Below are 26,020 nucleotides of genomic sequence, written 5' to 3' on the forward strand. Positions count from 1 at the left end.
CAAGGCAGGCAAGCCTAGCCACAATTCGGCACCACGCGAAGCAGTAATCCGCGCAAGTTTCGGGCGCCTGAAGGCAGAAGAACTGTAATTGAAACGCGGCCGCGTCTAGAGAAGACGACCGAGCCGCACGGGCAACCGCGGCGCATTCAGCGACATGATCCTATAGATCTGGCTGTAGACCACCGCCGTCAGGATAAAGAACACCGCACTGAGCACAGCGTTGTCGTAGGAGATGGTCACGAGGACAAATGCCAGAACAGGAAGGATCCAGGTTACGAGACTTGTTGCCGGGTTACGGAACTCGTGACGGTGCTTTGGAACAATCCTGCGCGCATAGCGCCTGTGAGCGAGCATGTGGAAATGCACGCGATCCGGCCTCCCCACACTATGGCCGTCGCGACGGGATTTGCGGCGCATTGACGAAATGGTCTCGATAACGGGATAGGCACAGATAAGCAGCGCCGCCCAAGCCGAGATCTCCGGATTGCGGGTCGGCAGGAGCACCCCAAGGACGGCAAGCAGAAAGCCGCAGAAATAGGCCCCACCATCTCCCATGAAGATGTGGCCACGTGGAAAATTCACAAGAAAGAAACCTGCGACGAGCGAGCCGAACAGCACGGAAAGCATCAGCACGAGATCGTCGCCCACCTGCCCCGCCACGAAGGCGAAGCCGCCGAACATGATCAGGAGCGAGCCCGCAGCCAGACCGTTGAACCCATCGATGATGTTGATGGCGTTGGCGACGCCGCCGATGCAAAAACAGGTGAAGAAAATCGCCACTGGCGCGAACATGAGCAGGAGATCGACACCAGGCAGGTCGACCTTGTTCATGACGTAGCCGGTGGAAAGCGCGAATACGAGCCCCGAGCCCATCGTCGCCAGAAGTCGCATTTTCACCCCGACCTTCCGGGTAACGTCTTCGAGGAGCCCGGCCATGAGAGCCGGCAGCCCGGCGACCCCGATCGCGAACCAGAATTTCCGCCCATCGTCAGGAAGGAGCAGGCCGAGCGCCAAGTAGGCGAGACCAATCCCGGCTCCACCGATTCTGGGAGTAGGCCGCTTGTGGAACTTCTGCACACCTTCATGGTCGTCATGGGTCATATGACCGTGCCACTGCTGGGTCAGAACCAATGCAAGGCAGGCTAGAAAACAGATGATAAGACCGAGTGCGCCATAGGCGAACAGCTCTTCGAAATTCACATCAACTATCGGATTTTGCATTCCGAATCACTCTGCGTGCGTCTCGGCTAATCTCTAGTGAAATTCTGGTAACCAATCATGAAGGGGAAGGCGACTGTTTTTAGCTCCGCGTTTGCCGCCCTGAGCGGCAATGTGCCCAATAAGATACAGCGCCAAACCAAAACTTTGGCAGTTCAATGCACGGTTATGGCCCCTCTGTCTGCAAAATGCGATGCGGAAAGGCTGTCTACACTGTGGGCGCGACGTTTTGGTCATCGATGCCGGATCCGGAATCCGGACATGTCAATGCGGGCAGATCGCAGGTGACGGCGACAGCAACCGCACTAAAATACGGTCGACCTCACTTGATACGGATCATGGACGACACCGCGGCACTCCATTCAGATCATGACAGAATGATGAAGGGAGAAAGTCCGATGCTCGCGGTCGCGGAAAGGAAAACCACGCTTCAGGGTCGGTTGCAGGAGTTGATGGGTCGTCTGAACCGCATTGAGACCGAACTCGACGAACCTGCAAGCAAGGACTCGGAAGATCGCGCGACAGAACGGGAAACAACCGAGGTGCTGGAGGATCTCGGCGTCGCTGGCATGATCGAGGTCCGAATGATCGAGGCAGCACTCTCTCGGATCGAGAACGGCACCTACGGCATTTGCGCGGAGTGCGGCGACCCGATCAGCGAGGCCCGGCTGGACGTTCTTCCGCACACTCCGAAATGTGCAGCCTGTGCGGGCAAACGCGCCTGACTGGCGCGGATGCCCGACCAGAGGTTTCGAACTCAGGCGCCTGACGTAGGCGTAATGACGATTTCCACCCGGCGGTTTGCCTGGCGCCCGGCTGAGGTCTCGTTCGTCGCGACCGGACTGGAGGCCCCGCGCCCATAGGTCTGGATGCGCCCCGCCGAGGTACCACTTGCAACAAGAATGTTGGTTACGGCTTGTGCACGACGCTCACTCAGGCCCTGATTGTAGCTGGCCGAACCGGTACTGTCGGTATGTCCCACGACCTGAACCACAGAATTGGGATAGGACTGCAGGTTGCGTGAAATCGCGATGATCTCGTCACGGATCGAGGGTTTGACGTCGGAACTGTCCACATCGAAGGTAATGGCTTCCGGCAAGCTCACGATCAATTCGCTGCCAGTATTGACGATCGTCGCACCGCTACCGCCGATGGAGGCCTGAAGGTCCCGCTGCTGGCGATCAAGATAGCTGCCCAGCGCCGTGCCGGCGATGCCACCGACCACGCCGCCGATGATCGTGCCCTCTTCTTCGCCGCCACTGACGATATTTCCGATCACCGCGCCCGCAGCCGTGCCGACCGCCGCCTGTGTCGCCGTGTTGTTGCGCGTTCCATCCGCATGGGTGCAGCCCATGACCAAACTAGTCATTGCGAGCGCACCCACCGCCCAAGATCTGCCTGCCACTGCTCATTCCTCACTGAAGTTTGTTGTTATCATTCTATAGCACCCGGTCCCGGCTGCGAAAACAGGCCACCCCTCAACTCACGGTGACACCCCGCCGGGTAGTAGCACTGCTCAATCACCGATTGGGGGGGCCGGATCCATCGACCTTCGCGACAGACTCAGACAAAAATTTCCCGGTTGCTTTCCCCGTGGCGATTGAACAGCTTTCTATACATACGGCCATGAGTTCGATTTTCCGGAGATTCGCGCATGAGACTGCCTCTCCATCCGAGAGCCGCCCTAGTTCTGTTGTTCACGGCCATACTAGCACCCGAGAAAAGCGACGCACAGGACGTCCGAGAGGAACGCATCAGCCTGTCGGCCGCGGAAAACAAGACGACCGTCCGCGGTAGCCTCACCGGCGAAAGGAGTATTTCCTATCGCCTCGGGGCAGAAGCCGGGCAGCGGCTCCACGTCAAGCTGAATGCGCCCAGGCTCTCTGCATATTTCAACATTTACGCCCCCGGAAGCGGCCCGGGGGAAACTGCGATGGCGAACTCGGGCCTTGATGGCCCACTCATCCCAGAGATCAACACGTTCGACGCAATCCTCCCGACGTCCGGTGAGTATGTCGTGGCGGTCTATCTTCTGGGCGCTGCGGCCCGGCACGAGGAAACCATCGATTTCAGCCTCGATGTCGGGCTTTCGGGAGAGATCGGAGGGACCGTTGTCGCAGATTTTGCCGATGGACTGCAGGGTGGGCCGGATTTCTGGGAGGTCGATGTCAGTACGAGCCTCAATCTGCGGGGCGCGCCATCGACCGGCGCAGCAATCCTGACCTCACTTTCCTCAGGCCAGGTTCTGCAGAATTTGGGCTGTCGAATGGCGGAAGGCCGGCGCTGGTGCCATGTCGCAACGCCCGATCTTGAAATCGAGGGATGGGTTGCGGGAGCGTTTCTCGTTGAATCAAGCGTCGTTCAGGATTCGCCGGAATATAGAGTTGCTTCTGGAAGCGCCTCCGCAGACCAACCCGCAACTGCATTCGAAGATCTGCGCCTGAGCCCAGGGGAACCGCCCATAGAATTGCAGGGTGACCTTCTGGGAGGCGATGCAGTCATCTACAGCCTCGGCGCACTTCGGGGACAGATCCTGACAGTCGATCTGAGTGACAACAACGAAGACATTCGGTTCAACATATTCGGACCCGACAACCGCGCATTGTACCAATCGAGCGACGAAAACTTCGACGGGGGAAGCTACCGCGGCCTGCTCCTTCACGACGGGCACCACAAAATTGCCATCTCCTCCAGCGCCCCGAGGTCCGAGACGCGCCGCTATGCGATCGAGATCGCCTTGGAATGACCCGATGTCATTTCCTGACAGTTTTCAGACCTGACTATTGCCGATCGATCCGATTCCCGACCTCGCCGCCAGCGGCACCACCGAGAACACCACCGACGGCCCCGCCGATCTCGTCATTGACCTGATGGCCGACAATGATCCCACCGGCCGTGCCCAATACAGCCCCGGTGCGACCTGCGTTAACTGATCCATCTGCGTTGGTGCAGGCCGAAAGCACGATCGCCCCGGCCAGTATGATTCCATAGCGCCACATTGTCTGCTCCGTTCTTTGTCGTTTCAGGTGTTCTCGGACGCCCGACTAAGCCGGAAGAATTCGGCGATTGCCCGCGCCCATTCTCGTGAATGGACCGGGCGCCCGATGCCGCGCTGCGCAGTCTCAGCAAGATCCTGCGGGAAAACCGTTCCCGACCGCGTGGCAATGAGGTCCGACGCATAGCCGGCCCCGAACTCCGGATGCGGCTGGATTGAAATTGCGTCCGGAGCGTCGATTGATCCGTAGGAGACCGCAGCAATTGGACAGAAATCCGAACTGGCAAGCACATGTGCTCCCTCGGGCAGTGCCGTTACCTGGTCCTGATGCATCGCTTGCATGGAGAACTGCTGCGGAATTCCGGCCATCCAGTCGGGGCGTGCGCGCATTTCGTACCCATGGACACCAATTCCCCATCCATGCGACGCCTTGCCTGCGCGCCCACCAAGCGCCTGCGCCAAGATCTGGTGTCCGAAACAGATGCCCGCGACCGGAACATGGCTTGCGAGACAGTCCCGTAGAAAGCCTTCGAGCGGAGCGATCCAGGGCAATGGATCGTAGACACCATGCCGTGACCCGGTGACCAGCCAGCCGTCTGCTGCATTCGGCGAAGCAGGCATTTCGCCTTTCACCACGTGAACGGTGAAAAAATCGAAATCCGGCGCGACTTCGGCGAACAATACCCGAAACATGTCGGGATAGCTTCCAAAACGCGGGCGAAACTCCTCGCTGACCTCTCCGGTTTCCAGAATACCGATGCGCACGGCTGCACTCCCACGTCGCAAGTCCTGATCGCCATATGACAATTCGGCGAGCCCGTGGCAATCCGCCCAAGGGCCTCACCAGCGCATGGTCCAGCCGGGCCAACCCCGGGTGATTAACAGACTTGCGATCTGTTCAGAATTTCTTCACCCATTGGTTGCACAGACTGTCGTTAACCAAACGGCGTAGGCTTTACCGTCCCGCATGAGGACGCCTATAAGGTGAAGCGCTTCGACGTGAGACGCATATATACGACTGACGAGCAGCATCCATAGGGCAGATAAATAGAATGTTTGGGGCATTGGGCGGACTGCTTTCGAAGGACATGGCAATCGACCTCGGAACGGCGAACACGCTGATCTACGTCAAGGGCAAGGGCGTGGTACTCTCCGAGCCCTCGGTCGTGGCTTATCACTCGAAAGACGGGAGAAAACGCGTTCTGGCGGTGGGCGAGGACGCGAAATTGATGCTTGGGCGCACGCCCGGCTCCATCGAGGCGATCCGGCCCATGCGCGACGGAGTGATCGCAGATTTCGATGTCGCCGAAGAAATGATCAAGCATTTCATTCGGAAAGTTCATCGCAGCGGCGGCTGGGCGAAGCCGAAGATCATCGTCTGTGTGCCCCACGGCGCGACACCGGTGGAACGCCGCGCCATCCGAGACAGCGTGATGGGCGCAGGCGCACGCAAGGCGGGCCTGATTTCCGAACCCATTGCCGCAGCCATCGGCGCCGGAATGCCGATTGCCGAGCCGACCGGGAACATGGTTGTCGATATCGGCGGAGGCACGACGGAAGTGGCCGTCATGTCGCTGGGTGACGTCGTTTACGCCCAGAGCGTGCGGGTGGGTGGCGACCGGATGGACGAAGCCATCGCCTCCTATCTGCGGCGGCAGCACAACCTCCTCGTGGGCGAAGCGACAGCCGAACGGATCAAGCTGGAAATCGGCACCGCGCGAATGCCCGAAGACGGGTTTGGCCAGCGTATGAGCGTGCGCGGCCGTGACCAGCTCACCGGCGTGCCGAAAGAGCTCGAAATCAACCAGGCACAGGTTGCCGAGGCCCTGGCAGAAACGGTGCAGACCATTGTCGAGGCCGTGATCACCGCGCTCGAACAGACCCCGCCAGACCTCGCTGCCGATATCGTCGATCGCGGGGTCATGCTGACGGGCGGCGGCGCGCTTCTTGGTGATCTCGACCTGGCCCTGCGCGAACAGACCGGGCTTGCCATCACCGTTGCGGAGGACCCGCTCAATTGCGTGGCCATCGGGACCGGAAAATCACTGGAGTTTGAAACCCAACTGGCCCATGTGCTAGATTTCGGGAACTGATGCGGGCCTTCGTGCCCGGCTTTCTCCGGCACCAGAATCTGGGCCGGGTAGAGGTCTGAGGTAGGCCCCTTGTCGATCCGAAACGGTTCAGAACCTGACTATCTCGCCAGCCTCCGCCGAATTCTGCTCGGCGCCGCAACCGTTCTGCTGATTGCGCTCTTCCTCCTGTGGCGGGTCGACAATGCCCGTGTCGAACGGCTGCGCGCGGCCATCGTCGACAAGGTTGTCCCCAGTTTCGAGTGGACCATCAACCCCGTCGCGGCAACCGGCCGTTTGCTGAAGGATCTCCGATCCTACCAGCGCGTACATGCCCAGAACGAGGAGCTGCGCCGTGAATTGCAGCGGATGAAAGGCTGGCGCGAAGCCGCACTTCAGCTCGAACAGAAGAATGCGCGCCTGCTCGCCCTCAACAAGGTGCGTCTCAATGCCCGGACCACGTTCGTCACGGGCGAGATCATCGCCGATGCGTCGAGCCCGTTCCAGCGCTCGGCCATGGTCAATGTGGGGCGGGTCGATGGCGTGGTGGACGGATCTGCCGCCATGGATGGTCTCGGCCTCGTGGGGCGCATCGCAGGCGTCGGGCAGCGCTCGGCACGGATCCTGCTCCTGACGGACGGATCGAGCCGTGTACCTGCCGTCATCCGGCCTTCCGGGCAGCACGCCATCGTCTCGGGAAACAACAGTTCAGCGCCATTTCTCGAGTTCCTCGACCAGCCAGACGCTGTCCGAACAGGCGACCGGATCGTCACCTCGGGCGACGGAGGGCTCTATCCGCCCGACATCGTCATTGGACAGGTCTTCACCGGGCATGACGGCAGGCTCCGTGCCCGGCTTGCCGCGAGTTACGGTCATCTCGACTTCGTGCGTGTGGTGCGCCAACTGCCGATGGAAGAGATCCACGGCCCCGGCGGGCTTATTGGCCCTGTCCTTACCGCGCAGCCCGGTGCGACCGAGGAAAGCGACGACGAGGGGAGCGTTGAGCAATGAGACGGCGCGCGGAACCATACCGCTTTCTGCGTCAGGGTGCGTTCTTTCTCCTCTGCATCGCGGTGGTTTACCTGCCACTTGTCCCGCTGGCTCCCGGACAGGATCGCGTCGCGCCCGACATGCTCTTCTGCTTCGTGATCGCATGGGTTCTGCGCGATCCGGCCTCCGCCCCTCTCTGGATCATCCTCGCCGCAGGCCTTCTGGCAGACACCCTGATGGCACGCCCATTAGGGCTTGGTGCACTCGGGCTCGTGCTCGCCTCCGAGATTGCCCGCAGCCAGCGCACAACCGTGCGAAATACGAACATCGTCATGGAATGGCTTTTTGCCATCCTCCTCTTTTGCCTGATGTGGTTTGGCATGATGCTCGCCCTTCGCTTGAGTTTCAGCGACACGCCTGATCTCAAGACGACCCTGCGTCTGCTGCTCGAGATCGCACTGCTTTATCCGGTAATCTCACTCGCCGTGGCCCTGGGTTTCCGGATGTTCGGCCCGCGCCAGGGAGCGCATGATCCCTACGAGGGGGGCCGCGCATGGTGATCCGCAGTCCGAACGATCCGCCACCCAGGATTACCCGTCGGGGGTTGATGCTCCTGGGGCTACAGATGGGCGTGGTCGGCGCACTCGGTTGGCGGATGCGCGACCTCCAGATCGTGCAGAACGCCCACTACCACCTTCTGGCGGAAGAGAACCGCATCAATATTCGGCTCCTGCCACCTGCCCGTGGCCTGATCCACGACCGCAATGGGCGGCTGCTTGCGGGAAACAGGCAGAACTACCGCGTCGTGATGGTGCGGGAACAGGCGGGCGATCTTGAGGCGGTTCTCGATCGGCTTGGTCGTATCATCGACCTGCCGGACGACAAGCGCGAACGGGCACTCAAGGAAATGGCGAGCCGTTCCGCCTTCGTGCCCGTTGTCGTGGCGGAGCATCTCACTTGGGACGACGTCGCACGGATCTCGGCCAATGCGCCGGTTCTGCCCGGTGTCATCCCCGAAGTCGGCCTTAGCCGCTTTTACCCGGAGGGCTATTCCACAGCACATGTGGTGGGCTATGTCGGCCCGGTCTCGGAACGCGATCTTGCCAAGCTCGAGGACCCTGACCCACTGCTCCAGATCCCGCGCTTCCAGATCGGCAAGACCGGTGTCGAGCAGAGGCTCGAGGAAGACCTGCGAGGTGAGGCCGGCAACCAGCGCATCGAGGTCAGCGCGGCCGGACGCGTGATGCGCGAACTGGGCCGCACCGAGGGCAAGGCAGGCAGCGAGACCAAGCTCACCATCGATCAGGGCCTGCAGGACTACGCCATGGAACGGATGCGCGGAGAAAGCGCCGCTTCCGTGGTTCTCAACGTGACCAATGGCGACATCATGGCCATCGCCTCGTCACCGGGTTTCGATCCCTCGAGTTTCGTTTTCGGCATATCCTCGGGCGAATGGAGCGGGCTTCTCAACGACGAATACCGTCCGCTCTCCAACAAGACTGTTTCGGGTGTCTATCCGCCGGGTTCGACCTTCAAGATATGTGTCGCACTTGCGGCCCTCGAGGCGGGGGTCAGCAACCCGTACGAGACGGTCTACTGTCCCGGCTTTACCCAGCTCGGACGGCGGCGCTTTCATTGCTGGAAGCGTGGCGGGCATGGGCATGTGGATCTGCGTCGCAGCCTCGCCCATTCCTGCGACTGCTACTACTACGAGATGGCTCGGCGGGTCGGTGCGGACAACATCTCCGCCATGGCCCGGCGACTGGGCATGGGCATACGCCACGACCTGCCGCTGCCCGCGATATCCGAAGGTTTGATGCCGGACCGTGCCTGGAAAAAGGAGAACCGGGGCGAGGTCTGGACACCCGGCGACAGCTTCAACTACGGCATCGGGCAGGGCTTCACTCTCGCCTCGCCCTTGCACCTGGCAATCATGACGGCGCGAGTGGCGACCGGGCTCAGCGTCACGCCCCGGCTGGTAAAGTCGATCAATGGCGTGGAGCAGCCAATTCATCCTCTCGAATCGCTCGGGCTTCAACCCCAACACCTGAACGCGGTGCGGGACGGCATGTACACCGTCTCGAACGTGCCCGGAGGAACGGCCTTTCGCTCCAGGATCGTCGATGAGTCGATGGAGCTCGCGGGCAAGACCGGAACCAGCCAGGTTCGCATCATCACCGCGGCCGAGCGTGCCGCCGGCGTCACCCGTAATGAGCAACTGCCCTGGAACAGACGCGACCACGCCCTTTTTGTGGCCTATGCGCCCTATGACCGACCGCGATACGCCATCGCGCAGATTGTCGAGCATGGCGGCGGCGGCTCGAAGGTCGCGGCCCCGATCGCACGCGACATCCTGATGCAGGCGCTTTGGGGCGGGGAGCCGCCGCTGGAGGCCTACCCTTCCGAACAGCGCCGCGAGATCGAGGAACGACGCGAGGCCATGCGAGCCGCACGCGGAGACATCATCGAGCCGGAGGGCGACCCGGCATGAGCTTCGCGGACCCTACCGATCGCGCCCAGCCACGCGGCCTTGGCAAGCTTCTGGCACTGAACTGGCCGCTGAACCTTCTCATTGCCGCGATCGCGGGCGTAGGCTTCCTGATGCTCTACGCCAATGCGGGCGGCAGCTATTCGCCTTGGGCCGGACCGCAAATGGTGCGCTTCGGTGTCGGGATGGTGGCGCTCATCGTGATTGCGATGATCCCGATCCGGTTCTGGCGGCTGATTTCGCCGCTGGCCTATCTCGGCGCGTTGGGGCTGCTCGTACTCGTGGAGATCATGGGGTCGGTCGGCATGGGCGCGCAGCGCTGGATCGACCTCGGCCCGATCCAGCTGCAGCCCTCGGAACTCATGAAGATCACCTTGGTGATGGCGCTCGCAGCCTACTACCAATGGCTCGACCCCGAGAAGGTCTCACGCATCTTTTGGGTGCTGCTGCCTCTGGTCCTCATCCTCCTGCCGACCGCGCTCGTCCTCAAACAGCCGGATCTCGGCACGGCACTCCTCCTGGTGATGGGGGGAGGCGCGGTGATGTTCCTCGCGGGCGTATCGCTCTGGTATTTCGGCACGGCGCTGGCGCTCGGGGCCGGCATGATCGCGGCGGTCCTCAAGTCCAAGGGCACCGAATGGCAGCTCCTCGAGGACTACCAGTATCGCCGGATCTTCACCTTTCTCGATCCCTCGGTCGACCCGCTCGGAGCGGGATATCACATCACACAGGCCAAGATCGCCATGGGATCAGGCGGGCTTTCTGGCAGGGGTTTCATGCAGGGCACCCAAAGCCGCCTGAACTTCCTGCCCGAGAAACACACCGACTTCATCTTCACCACGCTGGCCGAGGAATTTGGCTTCATCGGCTCGGTCGCGCTCTTGGCACTCTACGCGCTGGTGATCGTTTTCTGCATCGCGTCCGCAATCTCGAACCGGGACCGCTACGGCGCCCTTCTCACTGGCGGGATCGCGGTGACGTTCTTTCTCTTCTTCGCGGTCAACATGGGCATGGTGATGGGGCTGATGCCGGTGGTGGGTGTGCCGCTGCCGCTCGTGTCCTATGGTGGGTCGGCCATGTTGGTGCTGCTCGCGGCCTTCGGCTTGGTGCAAAGCGCCCATGTGCACCGGCCGCGCAACCGCGATTGAGGTTGAGCTCTCCCGCACGGCCCGCCTAGAACTGGCTCCATAACCGAGGCAGGGTCAAGGAGCGGCTTAACCATGCAGAAGATCCTTTTCTCCGTATCCGAGTCGGAATTCCGGGCGTTCGCCGGTCCAATCGAGACAGCCTGCCGAGCAGCGGGACTTGACCCGACGATCTCGAAGCAGCCGCAGGATCCCACCAGCATCGATTACATCGTCTTCTCGCCCGACGGTCCGATCGCTGATTTCTCACCCTTCACCGGGCTCAAGGCGGCGCTGAGCCTCTGGGCCGGTGTCGAGCGGATTGTTGGCAATGAGACGCTGAAGGCTCCGCTCGCGCGCATGGTCGATCCAGGCCTGACCGAGGGCATGGTCGAATACGTGACCGGCCATGTCCTGCGCTACCATCTCGGGCTCGATGCGATCCTGGCCACCCAGCGCGGGAGATGGGCGCCGGAGCTGGCACCGCCACTGGCGCGCAACCGGACCGTGGGCATTCTGGGACTGGGCGCGCTGGGAGCGGCCTGCGGTCTCGCGCTCGCATCGCTTGGCTTCAGCGTGGCAGGCTGGAGCCGGAGGCCGAAAGAGATCGACGGCATCGAGTGCTTCAGCGGTGACGCAGGCCTGAACGAGATACTGCGCCGATCGGATATTCTCGTCTCGCTCTTGCCGGCCACACCACAGACCGAGAGCATCCTCGGCGCAGAGGAGTTCGCGCTCCTGCCCGAAGGGGCCTGCCTGATCAATCCGGGTCGCGGCACGCTGATCGACGATGACGCGCTTCTTGCTGCGCTCGATGGCGGCCCGCTGGCCCATGCCACCCTTGATGTCTTCCGTACCGAGCCCCTGCCTGCGGATCATCCCTTCTGGGAGCATCCGAAGGTCACGGTGACGCCCCATATCGCCGCCGCAACCCGGCCCGAGACCGCCGGGGAGGTCATTGCAGAGAACATAAGGCGCTCGGAAGCGGGGCTTTCCCTCCTGCATCTGGTGGATCGCTTGGCAGGCTACTGACCACACCTGCGGCATTCATTTGACAGTTTGTTGACACCTGTCGCAGGTTGGCGCGGAGCCCTGCCCGGTCCTCGGGCGGTCGTCATTTCCAAGGATGGATGCCATGCCCAGACTTCGTTCGTGTTCTGCCTTTGCGATTGCCACCGTGCTCTCTGCCGGATGCCTCACCGGCCCTGTCCTGGCGCAGGATACGTCGACCGAGACGCCGCCGGTGCCCCAGAACGATCTCCTGAACGCAACGGTCTGGATGGAGACCTCGGTCGAATACAAGGCAACGGTCCTGCAGCTCTTCAAGCTTGCAAGAACGCAACTCGATGCAGCGCTGGCCGATCCCACCTGGAGCGCCATGCCGGACAAGCAGGTCGAGGGCTACGAGGACCAACCGGTCGCCATCATCGCAGACCTCGACGAGACCCTGCTCGACAACGGCAACTACGAGGCCTCGCTCATCACCCGCGGCACGAGTTTCAGCTCGTCCGAATGGACCGACTACGTGAACAGCGAAACCTCGGGGGCCGTCCCCGGCGCGCTGGACTTCCTCAATCACATCGACAGCCTCGGCGTGAAGATCTTCTACGTCTCGAACCGAAAGGCCATCGAGAAAGAGGGCACGATCTCGAACATGGAAGCGCTCGGCTTCCCCATGGGAGGGAATGTGGACACGGTGCTGCTGCGGGGCGACCGTGAGGAATGGGGATCGGCAAAGGAGAACCGGCTCGCCTTCGTCGCGAAGGACTATCGCGTGGCGCTGGTCATGGGGGACAACCTCGGTGATTTCAGCGATGCGGCCGACGGGACGATCGCCGAACGGGATGCCTTCCTCGAAAGCTCGCTCGATCACTGGGGCCACGATTGGATCATGTTCCCCAACCCGGAATACGGTTCCTGGGAGTCCGCAGCCTTCGGTGGCGATTGGTCGAAGCCGTCCGATCAGCGTCGCCAGGAGAAGATCGACGCGCTCGACCCCTGGGTTCCCGACGCGCAGTAACCAATCCCGTATTAGCCACCGGAAAGTTGATACGCATCAAGGTGGTTGCGGGGCCTGGCTTTACCATCGGCAGGACACGAGAGCGTCCAGCGGACAAGAAGGAGACAACCATGGCCCATGCCCCGCACGAACTCGCCGAGGAATTTCCGGACAAGGTGCAGCGTATCCAGGTTCTCAAGGCGACCGATGCGCATTTCCGCAAGCTGGCGGAAGAATACGAGACCGTGAACCACGCCGTCTATCGGGCAGAGGCAAACCTCGATCCGACGGACAATTTCCATGAGGCCGAGCTTCGCAAGAACCGTCTCGTGCTCAAGGACCAGATCGCGCGCATGCTCGCCTGATCGATCGAACAGCCATCCGCGGGATCAGCGATCCAGAAAGGATACGATCTCGCGGACGGCCGCGATGCGCGCATCGGCATTGAACTCCAATGTACTAAGCGCGGATTTCTGCGCCTGGTCGAATCCGTGGGTGACGCCGCGAAACGTGCCGACCTCGACCTCCGCGCCCAGAGCCTGCTCTTTCGCGGCAAGGTCCAGGCAATCGCGATCATCCGCAATCGAATCGCCCTCGACCAGCAGGAAGAGCGCGGGCACATCCGCCGACCAGCCTTCCCGTCCGGCGATGCTGAGCGCCCCGCAATAGGGATAGAGTGCGACGACGCTTTCAATGCCGGAAAGGCCGTCGCGCGCCAGGCTGTCGGGCCAGCTCTCGAGAATGGGGGGCACACGACCGGAACTGGCGAGCGCGAGGAAATCGAAGATCGCCCAGCCGCCGTGCGAAGCACCGATGAGCGCAATGCGATCTCCATCCACGAACTCCATCGCGCGGGCCTCGTCGATGGCAACGGCAACATCTCCTGCCCGTTCCGCGCCGGTCAGAAGCTGGCCCGAACAGATCAACCGCCAAGCCTCGTATTTCCCGTAGTCACGCGGTCCATGACTGTCGATGACGATCGAGGCCCAGCCGGCCTCGGCCAGCGCGTGCGCGAGAAACCCGAGATTGTCCTTTGGCCCGTCGCAGCCTGAAAACAGTAGCGCGGTGGGAAAGGGTCCATCGCCGGTTTCGGGGATCACCGTTCGGTAGTATGGAGCGAGCGTCGCCGCTAAAGCCGCCGGCGTGTGATCCGCGGTGGACCATCCCATCGGACCGCGCAGCGTATTTACCCCGACCGCACCGAACGCGGCGACAAGGGTCAGGATTCCTGCTGCTATCGCCGTCATGAGAGATCGGGGCTCCGTCGGTGCAGTTCAGTAGGCTGGCGGGCGGCGGGCAAAGATGTCCCTGAGTGTCTCCGTCCGCTCTGCGGTCCAGTCGTCCGGAGCCGCGACCGCAACCCAGGCATCGATATAGTCCTGCGCCGCGTATTCGTGTCCGAAACCTTCTATTTGCTGCGAAGTGGCCATGTCCAGACCGAGCTGCAAGGTGGTGACGAAGGGAAACCAGCGGAACTCCGGCGCAACATCGGGAGCGCGCGGGCTGTTCATCCACTCAGGGCGCTGAAAAGCCGACGTAAACGTGAAATTAACGATTGGGTCGCTGCCGTATTGCAGAAAAACGAACCGCATCGGCCCCCAGGGAGGATCGCCCTCAAGTCCGGTGCCGTTCTGGTTCATAGCACGGATCAGGGTGCTGTTGCCGAAAATGGGGCGCCAGGCCGCGCTGCCCTCGACGCGATCGTTGCGCACATCCTGCCAGATGGGACTGAGGAAGGGCGAGCCGGCCCAGACCCCGCCCGAGATCGGATCGGCCAGGAGATCGAGCAACGGGAGCGTGGCCTGCGAATTGTAGGCGCCCTGGCTCAGCCCGAAGACGTAGAGCTGGGGGCGGTCGTCTTTCGGAAGTCTCGCCCAGTAGTCGTAGATTGTCTGGAACAGCGCTTGAGACTGATCGAGCCCGTATTCCGGGTGAACCATCAGGGCAAGCGCGCTGGTCAGATAGGAATACTGCACCCCCACGGTGGCGATATCGCCGCCACGGATGAATTCGAGCGTGTCCTGCGCGTATTTATCCATGAACCCCGTGCCGACGGGCGTTGCGATCAGAAGCGCGGACCGCTCAAAGGCCCCGACACGCAGCAATTCGGCCAGCGCCAGATCGGCGCGCGCCTGTGGCGTCGGCGCCGAATTCCGACCCACATAGACCCGGATCGGCTCGATCGCATCAGGGTCGAAGGCGCGCAATTCGTCAATCTCCGGCGCCCGGGAGACGAAGGCTCTGCCCCAGCGGCCCATGTCGCGCCAGCCGATCAGGGAGTGCGGACTGCCCGAAAGATCCGGATCGTCCGGCGGTGCCAGATCGGGGGAAATCATTTCGTCGGCGGTCTCGAAGAAGCTGTCGGCAGCTCGAAAGGCCCGATCCACGAAAACGCCATCCGTGACCGCCCAGGCCAGCCAGGCCGTCAGGCTCAGGGCGATGAGCACGCTCACACGGGGCGGAAGGACACGGGCCAGCGTGGCTTCGATGCGATCGAAGAGAACGCCCAAGGCGCGAAAGATGAGCCAGAGTATGAGCATGACCACGGCGCTGATCGCGAAGACCTTCGTCGGGTGAGACGTATCGACCGGGGGCATGCCTGCGACATCCCGGACCGCATTCTGCCAATCCGCTGCGTGGAACATGGAGTAACCCACGCCCAGGGCAACGAGGACATAGATCACCACGCGCAGAAACACCTCCACCCGCGGATGCTTGGTCGGAAGTTGCAGGAAGCGCCAGATCAGGAGCAGGAGGTTGCCGGCCTCGTATCCCAGTGCGGCCACGAGACCGCTGATCAGACCCTGCAGCAGCGGATCGCGGGGAACGAGCGAGGGCGTGAAAGAGGCGCAGAAGGCGGCAGCGGCAATGACCAGCCCCAGGAGACTCGGCCGTAGACGGGAATGAAAGAAGCCCAGAATCCTGAGCATCAATCCTGCCCCCCGCTAGAGAGCGGAAGGCACGGCATTCCACCCGGCGGTGGTGTCGGAAGGTAGGCCTGCGTGTCGATCGGATCAAAGGCGAATGTGCGCCAGATTCGTGAGGGCAGTTCGGGATACTTGTCGCGGGGCGTCTGGATCTTGCCAAGGTTGTAGCCCTTTGCCGCGAGCGTCTGGCCATGCCCGGCGATGGCCCCCGCCCCACCCGGCAGGTTCCAGTCCATTCGGTAGAAATCGACGTGGGACCGGCGCGCAAGGTCCTCGGCCACCGGGCAAACTTCATCCTGCCAGTCGTAGTAGAAGGGAAGCGTTCCTTCCTCGTGGAACGGCATTTCCAGGCTGTCGAAGTATTTCACGATCGTCCGCTGAGCGAAGGTCTCGGTCGGATCGTCGCGGTCTTCGGTCCGGCCGAACACCGCAAGCCGCCCGTCGCCTTCCACGCCACGCCGTTCCAGCGCATCGAGCTTGCCCGAAAGCATGGCGGCCGAGATCCAGGCCTGCAGGCGGGGATCGGCAAACCCGCCCATCATGACCAGCGGGCCTGCGGCGACGGAACTGTCCGCGCCGGCCGGAACCGCGATGGCATCAAGACCGATGGGCGCAACGCGCAACTTCCCGGTCAATGGGGTCATGAGTTCGGGCTCGCGGAGCGTGATGTTCAGGATATTCCGCCACGAGCGCGTGCTGGCGAGCACGAGCCGCTCCTGCATCTGGGTGCTGGACCCGAGCCATTCGCCCAAATGCGTGTTGGACGACAACGTCGTGAAGGTTTCGGGATCGCAGATCGCAATGAGGCGCAGGTCCGCATAGGAGAAGGGCGGTTTTGGCCGGCCTGTGACGGCAAGGGCGGTTGCGCAGATGCCGGGACCAACGGGGACATCCGTTGCCGGTGCCTGCTGCAGGGCCTTGTCGACCTGCCCGCGCGCGGCATTGGCCAGCGCCTCCATGCGCGCGGCGGCGGGGTCCTCTCCGGACTGTCCGAGCTGCGCAGGGCGCTCCGCATAGAGCGGCAGAGGCCCGGCCTCGTCCATGAGAGCATCATGCCATGCGGGGTCATAGACCCGCGCGGCACGGACCCAATCGCCGAAGATCGCCGCGTTGACCGAGGCGGTGGAGACGCCGCGCCAGTAGCGGCCGCCCAGCGCATTGCTCGAGCGATCAAAGAGGCCCAGCCAGGCGCCAATACCCGTGCCGACGAGCCGTCTGTATTCGCCATCGAAATTGGTGGAAAGCGCGAGAAACATCAGGGCGCGCGAGACGCCCTGGGCCTCCTCCGGGGTCAGCCAATCGTCATTTCGGTCAACCAGGGTTGGGTTTTCGAGCAGGGCGTCGAGCACAGCCGCTGCCGGGCCACCCGAGGACGAACCGGTCGCGCAGCGAAGGTCGATGCCCGCACGGGAACCGGGATGAGCGGCCTCCCAGGCGGAGGCGCGGGCCGCCGCGATCTCGACCTGACCCGACAGCCAGCCGAGCGTGGAGGCCCAGTTGTAGCCATTGCCCTGCATCACGACGCATTGCACGAAAACGCGGGACGGGACGGGGGCGGCCTGCGGGGAGGAAACGAAGAGAAAAAAACCGCTCAGCAAGGCCCATCCGAAGATGGCGCATCGCCCGAGCCAGTTTCTCATGCTGTTCTGCTTCATGCGCCCGACACCCCTCGAAGAACCGTCTAGCGCGAAAATCCTGCGGTTTGAACCGTTCTTCGGAGGGCAGTTTCCAATGTGGGATTAAGGCGGGGTTAACGGCTTTCGGCGCTGCGCCGGACGGACTGCGGAGGGGCATGAAAACAAGGGGAAAATCGGTTCGAAGCCGCTCGGGGCGGATGCATATTCCATGCATATTTCATGCATATTTCATGCAGACAATTTCCCGCATCCGTGACCGGATGGTTAACGGAGTGGGGGATTCTCGGTTTCGCGAAAACCGGACAGAATAGGTGTGGAACGCTGCCGTTGCGCGGGACTGAGTAACGCCGCCCCCCGGATCGACGGCGCGCATGGCGCATGTGGCGCTCAGGTCGGCGGTGCCGGGAAACAGTGGCACAGAACAAACCGAAGGCGCCGTGCCTGCGACGGCCCGGTTTCGAAAACGTCAGCAATTCTGTCCCTTGCCGTCGTTCGAGTTCCGCGCGGCATCGGTCATGAAGGGATCGATAGATAGGAGCTGCTGGACCGCTTCAGCGGGGCGAAGCCCCGGATCGCGCACGCCCCGCCCCCCAAGGCGGGCGCGATTGCGCCCACCTCCGGGTCGCGCGCGAGCCTTGGGCCAAAGGCAGGATGGAGCGGCTCAGCCCGCCGCGACACCCCCGGCCTCGAAGCGTGCGGATTCCCAGGCCAGCATCGCGCGTTTGACCCCGAGGCCCCAGTGGTAGCCGCCGAGACCGCCGGATTTGCGCATGGCCCGGTGGCAGGGAATGAGCCAGCTCACCGGGTTGCGCCCGACGGCGGTGCCGACCGCGCGCACGGCCCGCGGATTTCCCACCGCGGCGGCGATGTCCGAATAGGTCGTGACATGGCCCGAGGGCACCTGCAGCAGGGCCTCCCAGACCTTGATCTGGAACGGCGCGCCGATCATGTGGATCCGCGCCTCGCCCCCCGCGCCGAAGGCCGCCTCGACCCAGGCCGCGATCCGCTCCGGCGCCTCGACGAGCTCCGCTTCCGGCCAGCGGCTCCGCATGTCGGCCATCGCGGCGTCCCAACCGGTCTCGGAGGTGAAGGCAATCCCGCAGAGGCCCCGGCCCGTGCCCATGGCCAGCACCGGGCCGAAGGGGCTTTCGAATTGTCCCCAGGCGATTTCCAGCCCCGCGCCGCCGCGGGCATATTCGCCGGGGCTCATCGCCTCCCAGCGCAGGAAGAGATCGTGCAGCCGCCCTGCCCCGGACAAGCCGGAAGCATGCGCGGCATCGAGCACGGAATGGCGCTCGGCCAGGAGCGTCTTGGCGTGATCAAGCGCAAGATACTGCTGGTAGCGCTTGGGGCTCACGCCGACCCACTGGCTGAACACGCGCTGGAAATGCGCGGGGCTCAGCCCCACGCCCGCCGCGACATCCTCGAGAGAGAGCTGTTCGGGGGCGCGGGCGGCCATTTCGTCGAGCGCGCGCGCCATGACGCCGTAATGATAGGGTTGCAGTTCGGTCATCGCCTGCTATTCCAGTATCCCAGTAAGATGCGGCCTTCTCGCCATTGGTGGGAGGTTAGCGCGCCCCGGCGATTTCAGGCCACCCGAATCCTGCTTATTGGGGCCGACCGGCCCTTTCACAACTGGGAGCTTCATGCCCGAACAGCTGGACTACGCCACGATCTCGGAGATCTTCCGGCGGTTCCATGCGGCGGAGCCCGAGCCCAAGGGTGAGCTCAATCATGTGAATGCCTACACGCTTCTGGTCGCGGTGGCGCTCTCGGCGCAGGCGACCGACAAGGGCGTGAACCGCGCGACCGAGGCGCTCTTCAAGGTGGTGGACACGCCGCAGAAGATGCTCGACCTCGGCGAGGAAGGGCTGATCGAGCATATCCGGACCATCGGGCTCTACCGCAACAAGGCCAAGAACGTGATGAAGCTCAGCCGTATCCTCGTGGAGGAATTTGGCGGCGAAGTGCCCTCGTCGCGGGCCGCGCTGAACGCCCTGCCCGGTGTCGGGAGGAAGACCGCCAATGTCGTGCTGAACATGTGGTGGCGAATGCCGGCGCAAGCCGTGGACACGCATATCTTCCGGGTGGGCAACCGCACCGGAATCGCCAAGGGAAAGGATGTCGTCGCGGTCGAGCGCGCCATCGAGGACCATGTTCCCGCCCCCTACCAGCTTCATGCCCATCACTGGATGATCCTGCACGGGCGCTATGTCTGCACGGCGCGTAAACCCGCCTGCAAGGCGTGCCTGATACGCGACATCTGCGAATTCGAGGAGAAAACCCTGTGACCAAAGCTTTTCAGGTTGTCGGTGTCGGCAACGCGATTGTGGATGTGATTTCGCGGATCGAGGACGATTTCCTGTCCGAGAACAAGGTCGAGAAGGGGATCATGCAGCTGATCGACCGCGACCGCGCGGTCGAGCTCTATTCGCACATGGGCCCGTCGCGGGAAGTGTCGGGCGGATCGGCGGCGAACACCATTGCAGGCCTCGCCTCGCTCGGCGAACGGACGGCCTATGTGGGCAAGGTGAAGGACGACCAGCTGGGCGAGATCTTCGCCCATGACCTGCGTGCGCAGGGCGCGGTCTACGAGACGCCCTTCGCGCCAAAGGATCATGCCCATGAGACCGGACGCTGCATGGTGCTGGTGAGCCCCGATGGCGAGCGCTCCATGAGCACCTATCTCGGCGTGTCGGAGTTTCTCTCGGCGTCCGATATCGACGAGGCGCAGATGGCGCAGGCCGAGTGGCTCTTCCTCGAAGGCTACCGCTTCGACGGGCCGGACAGCCATGCGGCTTTCGCGCGGGCCATCCGGGCCTGCAAGGCTGCCGGCGGGAAGGTGGCGGTGACGCTGTCGGACCCGTTCTGCGTCGAGCGGCACCGGGATGCGTTTCTCGCCATGATCCGGACGGATGCGGATCTCGTGGTGGCCAACGAGCACGAGTTGAAGTCGCTCTTCGAGACCGACGATCTGACCCATGCCATGGACCGGGCCGAGGCGGAGATCGCCATGACCGCCTGCACGGTGGGCGCGAAGGGTGCGCATCTGATCGCGGGCGGTTCGCGCGTTCATGCCGCGGCCACGGCCACAAGTGTGGTGGATGCGACAGGTGCGGGCGATCTCTTCGCGGCGGGGCTGTTGCACGGGCTGGCCACGCGCCGCGACATGCTCACCTGTCTGCGCATGGGCTGCGTGGCGGCGGCGGAGGTGATCTCCCATATCGGCGCGCGCCCGGAGCAGGATCTGCGGGAATTGTTCGCCCAGGAAGGGCTGGCGCAGAAGGCCGCCTGAGGCCACTGCTCCGCACGAGGTGTGTTGCCCGGACCTGTCAGCTTTCGGCGCAAATGATGGGGTCTGCCCTCGCATGAAGCGGCGGAGACATGTCGACCACACGTCAAATCCTCCGAGCCGAGCCCGGACGGCCATCGATCACCCCGCGCAGAATAGAGCGGTTCGTGATATCCTGACGGGACCACTTGCTTGGTCGGGACGATGGCTTGGACGGAAGACGGGCTCTACGGGAGCGAGGCACAACGAAAGCTGCAAGCGCGCTCGCTGGCGGCGGCCGACACGGTCGCCGAGACACCGGGAGCCGTTTTTGCAGCCCGGCTGGCCGGAACGGACGATCCGGATCGGCTTGGCTGGCATCGGATCAGCGCCATATTGCGGGACGAGGGCGCGATGACGTTCCGCATGATAGCGCTCAAGGACTGCTCGGAAATCGAACGCCGCCTCGCGGATATCGGTTGCACCATCACCTGGTGGGATGTGTTTGATGGGTCTCGCGATGACATCAGGGCAGCCTGCAATGACATTCTTCGCCTGCCCCGCGACGACCTCGCATTAGCTGGGCGCTCTGCGAGCGCCGATGGGGATTTCCTTGGATCCGTGCAAGCTTTCATGGCCAAGTCCGGTGTGGCGCCCTTCCCTGCGCAGGTTCTGTCGGGAAGCGCGGGACCATCGACGCTGGCTGTCTTGCTCGACCCTGAGGATTGCTCGGTCGCTGCAACTGCCTTCTCCTATTTTCCCTACAATCGGTTCAGCGCGCACAGGGCCTCGGCCTGGGCAGGATTGGTCGCGGTCCGAGAGGATCTGCGGAATCGGGGTGTCGGAGTTTGGGCCAATGCCCTCGCATTGAAGGGGGCGGTCGATGACCTCGGAGCGCATACGGTGCAGGAATTTGCGCGGACGAGCAACGTGCCCTCCTGCCGGATGATCGAGCGCTGCGGCCTTCGCCTTCGGCCCGATGTCCGTTCCGGAATCGCCCAGCCAGACGGCGCGCAAAGCTTCACGCGGTGATGCGCGCCACAGTGCCCAGCTTCTGCAACCATGTGCCGTAGTGCAGGTCCGGCCACGGAGTTTGCCATAAATCCTGCAAGGGGCCGCAGCTCCCCCGGCACGCGTCAAGCCACAGGCCAAGGGTTGTTTCTCCGCGCGGGGGCGGCATGTCGTCTGGTGGTTTCATCAGCAGAGGGAGATGCGAGACATGACCGACATGCTTTTCCAGGGATGGGGTGGGATCCTGCGCACGATCCTGGTGGGCACGCTGGCCTATGGCCTTCTCGTCGCGGCGCTGCGCAGTTCGGGCAAGCGGACGCTGGCAAAGCTCAACGCCTTCGATCTTGTCGTCACCGTCGCCATCGGCTCGACGCTGGCGACTGTCCTCCTTTCTTCGGATGTGGCGCTGGCCGAAGGCGTGACGGCGTTCGCGACGCTGATCGGATTGCAGTGGATCGTTGCCTATGCCTCCGTGCGGTCACGCAAGGTGGCGCGGCTGGTGCGCTCCGAGCCGCAGCTTCTCATGCGGGACGGAGAGATCTGCGTCGATGCGCTGCGCAGGGAGCGTGTCACGCAGGACGAACTGATGACCGTCATCCGCACCAGTCCGACCTCCGATCCCGACGAGGTGGCGGCCGTGATCCTTGAGAGCGACGGCTCCTTCAGCGTGATCCCGCGCCCCGAAGGTGGCGGGAACGCGAATTATGCGCGCGCCGGTCTCTCCGTGGGGGGTTAGGGCGCGGACGGCCTGGACCGAACCATTCCGAAGCGGTTCCGGCTCGGGATTTTCCGGAATTTTTTCGGAACCGTCGCTGGCTTCACTCGTTGGGCGAGTATGCACAATGCGAGAAGGGAGATGACAATGAAGTTCATGACCGCAACCGCAGTGGCACTGGCCCTGAGCGCAACCGCCGCCATGGCACAGGATACGTCCGTCGATACGGAAGAGATGCAGGCCAGCGAGGATGGCGGCGCGAACGCCACCCATGACGGGCTGATCCGCACCCGCGACATCACCGATGGCACGATCTACACGATGAATGCTTCGGACCATCAGAGCTGGGACCCGACCACACGTCACGATGAGGTCGGCAGCAGTTGGGAAAGCATCGGGGAGATCGAAGACCTGGTCCTCTCGCCCGACGGTAAGCTGGTGGGACTGGTCGCCGAGGTCGGCGGGTTCCTCGACGTGGGCGACAAGCACGTGATGATCCAGGTGGACGACGTGAACCTCGTGGCGGTGGACGACACCGAATACGGGTATGTCACCCGGCTGACCGAGGAAGAACTGGAGTCGATGGAGGACGTCGACGAAGGGTTCTGGAACTGATTTCCACCGTCCCGGTATCGGGGCCGGCAGAGGGCTTCGCGCCCTAGCCGGCCTTCAGCATCATGCCGCCTGTCCCGCCCTGGGGCAGGCGGAACTTTGCGACGGTCTCGCCGAGGGTGGCGGCCTCCCCGCTCAGCGCCTGGGTCGCATCGTTGGTATGGGAGAACATCGCGGCATTCTGTTGCGTCGCCTTGTCGAGCTCGGTGACGGACCGGCTGATCTCCTCGATCCCGCTGACCTGTTCCTTGGTCGACCCGGAGATTTCACTCACCAGGCCCGAGATCTTGTAAATCGAGCCCACGATGCCCTCGAGCGCCTCGCCGACGCGGTTGACGAGATCGACGCCTTCCCGGATCTGACCGCCGTTGCCGCCGATGAGTTCGCGGATTTCCTGTGCCGCGGTCGATGACCGCTGGGCCAGAGCCCGGACTTCGGAGGCGACCACCGCGAAGCCCCGGCCCGCATCGCCTGCGCGTGCCGCTTCGACACCGGCATTGAGTGCGAGCAGGTTCGTCTGGAAGGCGATGTCCTCGATGACGCCAACGATGTTCGCGACCTTGTCCGACGACCCCTTGATTTCCCCCATGGCCGCGACCGCCCTCGCCACGAGCGCGCTCTTGCTTTCGGCATCGGCGGTAGCGTCGCGGACAATACCGTTGGTGGATTCGGCCCGCTCTGCGCTGGACCGCACCGTTTCCGTGAGCTGATGCAGGGCTGCGGAGCTTTCCTCCAGGGACGCCGCCGAGCGTTCCGTACGGTTCGCCAGTTGATCGGCGGCCTCGGACAGGGAGGCCACGCTGCGCTCGATCGTGGCCGAGCTGCCGGAAAGATCCCGGATGACCTGGGCAAGCCGGCTCACGGCAAGGTTGAAATCCTTGCGCAACCGCTCGTAGCCCTCACCGAAATCGTCGGAAATCTGCGAATCGAGATCCCCTTCCGCAAGCTGGCGAAGCCCGAGCGCAAGCCGCTCGACCACACGGGTCTGCTCGGCAAGGCGCGCCTGGCGCTCCGCCTCGGCCTTGGCGCGGATCTCTGCCAGCCGCGCCGCTTCGGCCTCCTCCGCGGCCCGGTGGCGCGCCTCTTCCTCGCGCTTGTGTTCCTCGGCTTCGCGCTCACGCGCATGTTCGGCCTCGATGCGCTCCAACCTCTCGCGCTCCTCGCGGGCGCGAGTCTCTTCCCGTTCGCGCTCGAGCCGTCTCCGTTCGATCCCGCTTTCGCGGAAGACCTCGGCTGCCATTGCGATGGCCCCGATCTCGTCCTTGCGATCCTTGAAGGGAACAATGGTGTTGAAATTCCGTTCGGCCAGCGCCTCGATGGTCCCTGACAACTGGCGCAGCGGCGTTCCGATCCGACGCGTCGTGACCTGTGCGCTGACGAATGCCACGGCAAAACCGGCGGCAAATACGGCGGCCATCACGCCCATCGTGATCCAGGCGCGCTCCGTGACCTGATTCAGTTTGGTGGTCATTCCCTCGGAGGCGGTTTGCTGGAGTTCGTTGATCGCGAGAACAAGATCGTGGAGGGCTTCGCGAAGATCGGATACAGTTTCGGAATTGATCGCTACGGCCTGGCTGAGGCCCTCTTCCGCGTAGGTCGCGGCATCGAGCAGGCTGCGATCCACCTTCGTCAACCGTCGGGTCTTCAAGCGAACGAGATAGGACTCGGCCTTGTCAGGATTGCCGACAACCCTTTCGCCGGCATAGGTCAACATGGCGGCTTCCGCCGCGCCATAGGCCTGCAGCTTCTCTTCCAGAACCGGATCCGCAGCGGTGAAGGTCCGCTTCCAGCGCGCGAAGAGTGTCTGGCTCGGGTCGGTCGATATGCCGTCGAAGACCCCGAACCGGGCGGCATCGTCGAGGGACTTCATGTATCGCGCATTGTCGACCGCCACCCGGTTGAGAAACGCGGCCACGTTCATCACGCGATCGTCCCCGACGAAGTAGTATGCGGCCAGATCCGCGTGACTGCCGAGCGCAGCATCTATCCGGGCAGAAAGCTCGTCCACGTCGAACTGGGAACTGATGGCGGGAACATGGGAGATCTCCTCCACGAATGCCGCGAACGCGCGCCGGATCTCCGCCTCAGATTCGCTATCCTGAAGCGGACTCGCGACATGAGACAGAACGGCCGTTTCGAGCGCCGTGGCCGTCTCGACCTGATGCACCGTATGGGTCGCGTCATGCACTTCGTGTTCGACCACCGACGAGATCGTGGAGACGATCGAAAAGGTTCCGATGACACCGACCAGGCCAATTGCCGCGGCCGCGGCCATGACAAGGCCGAAGGACACGGTCAGCTGTCTGGAAATCGAGTTTACTATCATGAGTCCGGAACCTTCTCTGGCATCATATTCGGCGCGTCGTCCAACCTCATGGGTCGGACTGAAGGGCCGAAGGGTCAGTCCAGCTCAGTGCATGTGATCCATGTGTTCGACGGCCGCCGAAAGCTCGTCCTTCACCTGCATGAGGTTCATATCATCGCCGGTCCTGCCGTATTCCCCGAGCGCGACGTAGGCTGTCGCGGGATGGACGATCGACTCGGTGATCCCGAGCTCTTCACCAAAATGGTCGTAAGCATCGATATCGATGCCGGCGTCTCCGTATATCTCGCCATCGTGCCAAGCGGTTTCCAGCTCTTCGAGGTTCATCTCAAGCATGCTGTCGGCGTTGTCGGCCACGAAGTTCATGAGTTCCGCGGACTCGGGGTGTTCTGCCGCGTATTCCTTCGCGGCCTCCATCCCGATCGCCATCAACTGCTTCTGGTTTTCCTGAAGAGCCGCGACGTCGATATTGCCGGAATTGACCTGCACGATCGTATCGCTGACGATTGCGCGGTATTCGTCGGCATCGAACGCATGCACCGGCAGCGCCGTAGCCAACATGAGGAGGGACAGGGCGGCACGTTTCATCACTATACTCCCAGGCGAACAGTTTCTTCGGTGCTGAGCAATACTTCGCAGAA

Annotated in this window: 25 protein-coding genes; 15 read left to right on the forward strand and 10 right to left on the reverse strand. The window is 63.0% G+C overall.

What is annotated here, in order from left to right:
• Window positions 1-105: 105 nt before the first annotated feature.
• Window positions 106-1,221: an MraY family glycosyltransferase gene (locus ACP15W_RS08380; RefSeq protein WP_424932421.1), complete on the reverse strand. Its 1,116-nt coding sequence runs from the start codon at window positions 1,219-1,221 to the stop codon at window positions 106-108.
• Between the two features lie 395 nt (window positions 1,222-1,616).
• Between ACP15W_RS08380 and ACP15W_RS08385 the strand changes: the two genes are divergently transcribed.
• Window positions 1,617-1,943, forward strand: coding sequence for a TraR/DksA family transcriptional regulator (locus ACP15W_RS08385; RefSeq protein ID WP_424932422.1), 327 nt, complete (start codon window positions 1,617-1,619; stop codon window positions 1,941-1,943).
• 32 nt (window positions 1,944-1,975) lie between these two features.
• Here the strand turns inward: ACP15W_RS08385 and ACP15W_RS08390 are convergent, their stop codons facing one another.
• Window positions 1,976-2,587 carry an OmpA family protein gene (locus ACP15W_RS08390; protein WP_424932423.1) on the reverse strand — a complete coding sequence of 204 codons (612 nt, stop codon included), beginning with the start codon at window positions 2,585-2,587 and terminating at the stop codon, window positions 1,976-1,978.
• A gap of 285 nt (window positions 2,588-2,872) precedes the next feature.
• On the opposite strand from ACP15W_RS08390, the gene ACP15W_RS08395 reads away from it, so the two are divergent.
• Window positions 2,873-3,964 carry an SH3 domain-containing protein gene (locus tag ACP15W_RS08395; protein WP_424932424.1) on the forward strand — a complete coding sequence of 364 codons (1,092 nt, stop codon included), beginning with the start codon at window positions 2,873-2,875 and terminating at the stop codon, window positions 3,962-3,964.
• Window positions 3,965-3,998: 34 nt separating this feature from the next.
• Here ACP15W_RS08395 and ACP15W_RS08400 read toward each other — a convergent pair whose 3' ends face one another.
• Window positions 3,999-4,217, reverse strand: coding sequence for a glycine zipper domain-containing protein (locus tag ACP15W_RS08400; RefSeq protein ID WP_424932425.1), 219 nt, complete (start codon window positions 4,215-4,217; stop codon window positions 3,999-4,001).
• Between the two features lie 23 nt (window positions 4,218-4,240).
• Window positions 4,241-4,978, reverse strand: coding sequence for a type 1 glutamine amidotransferase (locus tag ACP15W_RS08405; RefSeq protein WP_424932426.1), 738 nt, complete (start codon window positions 4,976-4,978; stop codon window positions 4,241-4,243).
• Window positions 4,979-5,265: 287 nt separating this feature from the next.
• Between ACP15W_RS08405 and ACP15W_RS08410 the strand changes: the two genes are divergently transcribed.
• From ACP15W_RS08410 to ACP15W_RS08445, 8 genes are all read left to right on the forward strand, one after another.
• Window positions 5,266-6,306 carry a rod shape-determining protein gene (locus tag ACP15W_RS08410; RefSeq protein ID WP_424932427.1) on the forward strand — a complete coding sequence of 347 codons (1,041 nt, stop codon included), beginning with the start codon at window positions 5,266-5,268 and terminating at the stop codon, window positions 6,304-6,306.
• Window positions 6,307-6,375: 69 nt separating this feature from the next.
• Entirely contained in the window at window positions 6,376-7,293 is a 918-nt protein-coding gene (gene mreC / locus ACP15W_RS08415) for a rod shape-determining protein MreC (protein WP_424932428.1), read from the forward strand.
• Window positions 7,290-7,832 (forward strand): rod shape-determining protein MreD, encoded by a 543-nt coding sequence (gene mreD, locus ACP15W_RS08420; protein WP_424932429.1) that lies wholly within the window; start codon window positions 7,290-7,292, stop codon window positions 7,830-7,832. The genes mreC and mreD overlap by 4 nt, the downstream gene beginning before the upstream one ends.
• Window positions 7,826-9,763 (forward strand): penicillin-binding protein 2, encoded by a 1,938-nt coding sequence (gene mrdA, locus ACP15W_RS08425; protein WP_424932430.1) that lies wholly within the window; start codon window positions 7,826-7,828, stop codon window positions 9,761-9,763. Before mreD ends, mrdA begins: the two co-directional genes overlap by 7 nt.
• Entirely contained in the window at window positions 9,760-10,908 is a 1,149-nt protein-coding gene (gene rodA, locus ACP15W_RS08430; RefSeq protein WP_424932431.1) for a rod shape-determining protein RodA, read from the forward strand. Before mrdA ends, rodA begins: the two co-directional genes overlap by 4 nt.
• Before the next feature lie 72 nt (window positions 10,909-10,980).
• Window positions 10,981-11,916 (forward strand): 2-hydroxyacid dehydrogenase, encoded by a 936-nt coding sequence (locus ACP15W_RS08435; protein ID WP_424932432.1) that lies wholly within the window; start codon window positions 10,981-10,983, stop codon window positions 11,914-11,916.
• A gap of 103 nt (window positions 11,917-12,019) precedes the next feature.
• Window positions 12,020-12,904: a 5'-nucleotidase, lipoprotein e(P4) family gene (locus ACP15W_RS08440; protein WP_424932433.1), complete on the forward strand. Its 885-nt coding sequence runs from the start codon at window positions 12,020-12,022 to the stop codon at window positions 12,902-12,904.
• 110 nt (window positions 12,905-13,014) lie between these two features.
• Window positions 13,015-13,248, forward strand: coding sequence for a YdcH family protein (locus tag ACP15W_RS08445; RefSeq protein ID WP_424932434.1), 234 nt, complete (start codon window positions 13,015-13,017; stop codon window positions 13,246-13,248).
• A 24-nt stretch (window positions 13,249-13,272) separates the two neighbouring features.
• On the opposite strand, the gene ACP15W_RS08450 is transcribed toward ACP15W_RS08445, so the two are convergent.
• From ACP15W_RS08450 to ACP15W_RS08465, 4 genes are all read right to left on the reverse strand, one after another.
• Complete coding sequence (locus tag ACP15W_RS08450) at window positions 13,273-14,130, reverse strand: dienelactone hydrolase family protein (RefSeq protein WP_424932435.1); 858 nt, start codon at window positions 14,128-14,130, stop codon at window positions 13,273-13,275.
• Between the two features lie 27 nt (window positions 14,131-14,157).
• Entirely contained in the window at window positions 14,158-15,813 is a 1,656-nt protein-coding gene (locus ACP15W_RS08455; RefSeq protein WP_424932436.1) for an alpha/beta hydrolase, read from the reverse strand.
• Window positions 15,813-17,465: a hypothetical protein gene (locus ACP15W_RS08460; protein ID WP_424932437.1), complete on the reverse strand. Its 1,653-nt coding sequence runs from the start codon at window positions 17,463-17,465 to the stop codon at window positions 15,813-15,815. The genes ACP15W_RS08455 and ACP15W_RS08460 overlap by 1 nt, the downstream gene beginning before the upstream one ends.
• A gap of 643 nt (window positions 17,466-18,108) precedes the next feature.
• Window positions 18,109-18,960 (reverse strand): methylated-DNA--[protein]-cysteine S-methyltransferase, encoded by an 852-nt coding sequence (locus ACP15W_RS08465; protein ID WP_424932438.1) that lies wholly within the window; start codon window positions 18,958-18,960, stop codon window positions 18,109-18,111.
• Between the two features lie 133 nt (window positions 18,961-19,093).
• On the opposite strand from ACP15W_RS08465, the gene nth reads away from it, so the two are divergent.
• The 5 genes from nth (at window position 19,094) to ACP15W_RS08490 (ending at window position 23,059) form a co-directional block, all read left to right on the forward strand.
• Window positions 19,094-19,738 (forward strand): endonuclease III, encoded by a 645-nt coding sequence (gene nth, locus ACP15W_RS08470; RefSeq protein WP_424932439.1) that lies wholly within the window; start codon window positions 19,094-19,096, stop codon window positions 19,736-19,738.
• Window positions 19,735-20,742 (forward strand): adenosine kinase, encoded by a 1,008-nt coding sequence (locus tag ACP15W_RS08475; RefSeq protein WP_424932440.1) that lies wholly within the window; start codon window positions 19,735-19,737, stop codon window positions 20,740-20,742. The genes nth and ACP15W_RS08475 overlap by 4 nt, the downstream gene beginning before the upstream one ends.
• Window positions 20,743-20,943: 201 nt before the next feature.
• Window positions 20,944-21,750, forward strand: coding sequence for a hypothetical protein (locus ACP15W_RS08480; protein ID WP_424932441.1), 807 nt, complete (start codon window positions 20,944-20,946; stop codon window positions 21,748-21,750).
• 187 nt (window positions 21,751-21,937) lie between these two features.
• Window positions 21,938-22,465 (forward strand): DUF421 domain-containing protein, encoded by a 528-nt coding sequence (locus ACP15W_RS08485; protein WP_424932442.1) that lies wholly within the window; start codon window positions 21,938-21,940, stop codon window positions 22,463-22,465.
• Between the two features lie 126 nt (window positions 22,466-22,591).
• Window positions 22,592-23,059 carry a PRC-barrel domain-containing protein gene (locus tag ACP15W_RS08490; protein ID WP_424932443.1) on the forward strand — a complete coding sequence of 156 codons (468 nt, stop codon included), beginning with the start codon at window positions 22,592-22,594 and terminating at the stop codon, window positions 23,057-23,059.
• A gap of 43 nt (window positions 23,060-23,102) precedes the next feature.
• Here the strand turns inward: ACP15W_RS08490 and ACP15W_RS08495 are convergent, their stop codons facing one another.
• Together ACP15W_RS08495 and ACP15W_RS08500 are read right to left on the reverse strand one after the other, a co-directional pair.
• Window positions 23,103-25,382 (reverse strand): methyl-accepting chemotaxis protein, encoded by a 2,280-nt coding sequence (locus tag ACP15W_RS08495; protein WP_424932444.1) that lies wholly within the window; start codon window positions 25,380-25,382, stop codon window positions 23,103-23,105.
• Window positions 25,383-25,466: 84 nt separating this feature from the next.
• Window positions 25,467-25,967 carry a hypothetical protein gene (locus tag ACP15W_RS08500; RefSeq protein WP_424932445.1) on the reverse strand — a complete coding sequence of 167 codons (501 nt, stop codon included), beginning with the start codon at window positions 25,965-25,967 and terminating at the stop codon, window positions 25,467-25,469.
• Window positions 25,968-26,020 lie beyond the last annotated feature (53 nt).

The sequence above is a fragment of the Amaricoccus macauensis genome (assembly GCF_049800915.1).
Lineage (GTDB): Bacteria > Pseudomonadota > Alphaproteobacteria > Rhodobacterales > Rhodobacteraceae > Amaricoccus > Amaricoccus macauensis_A.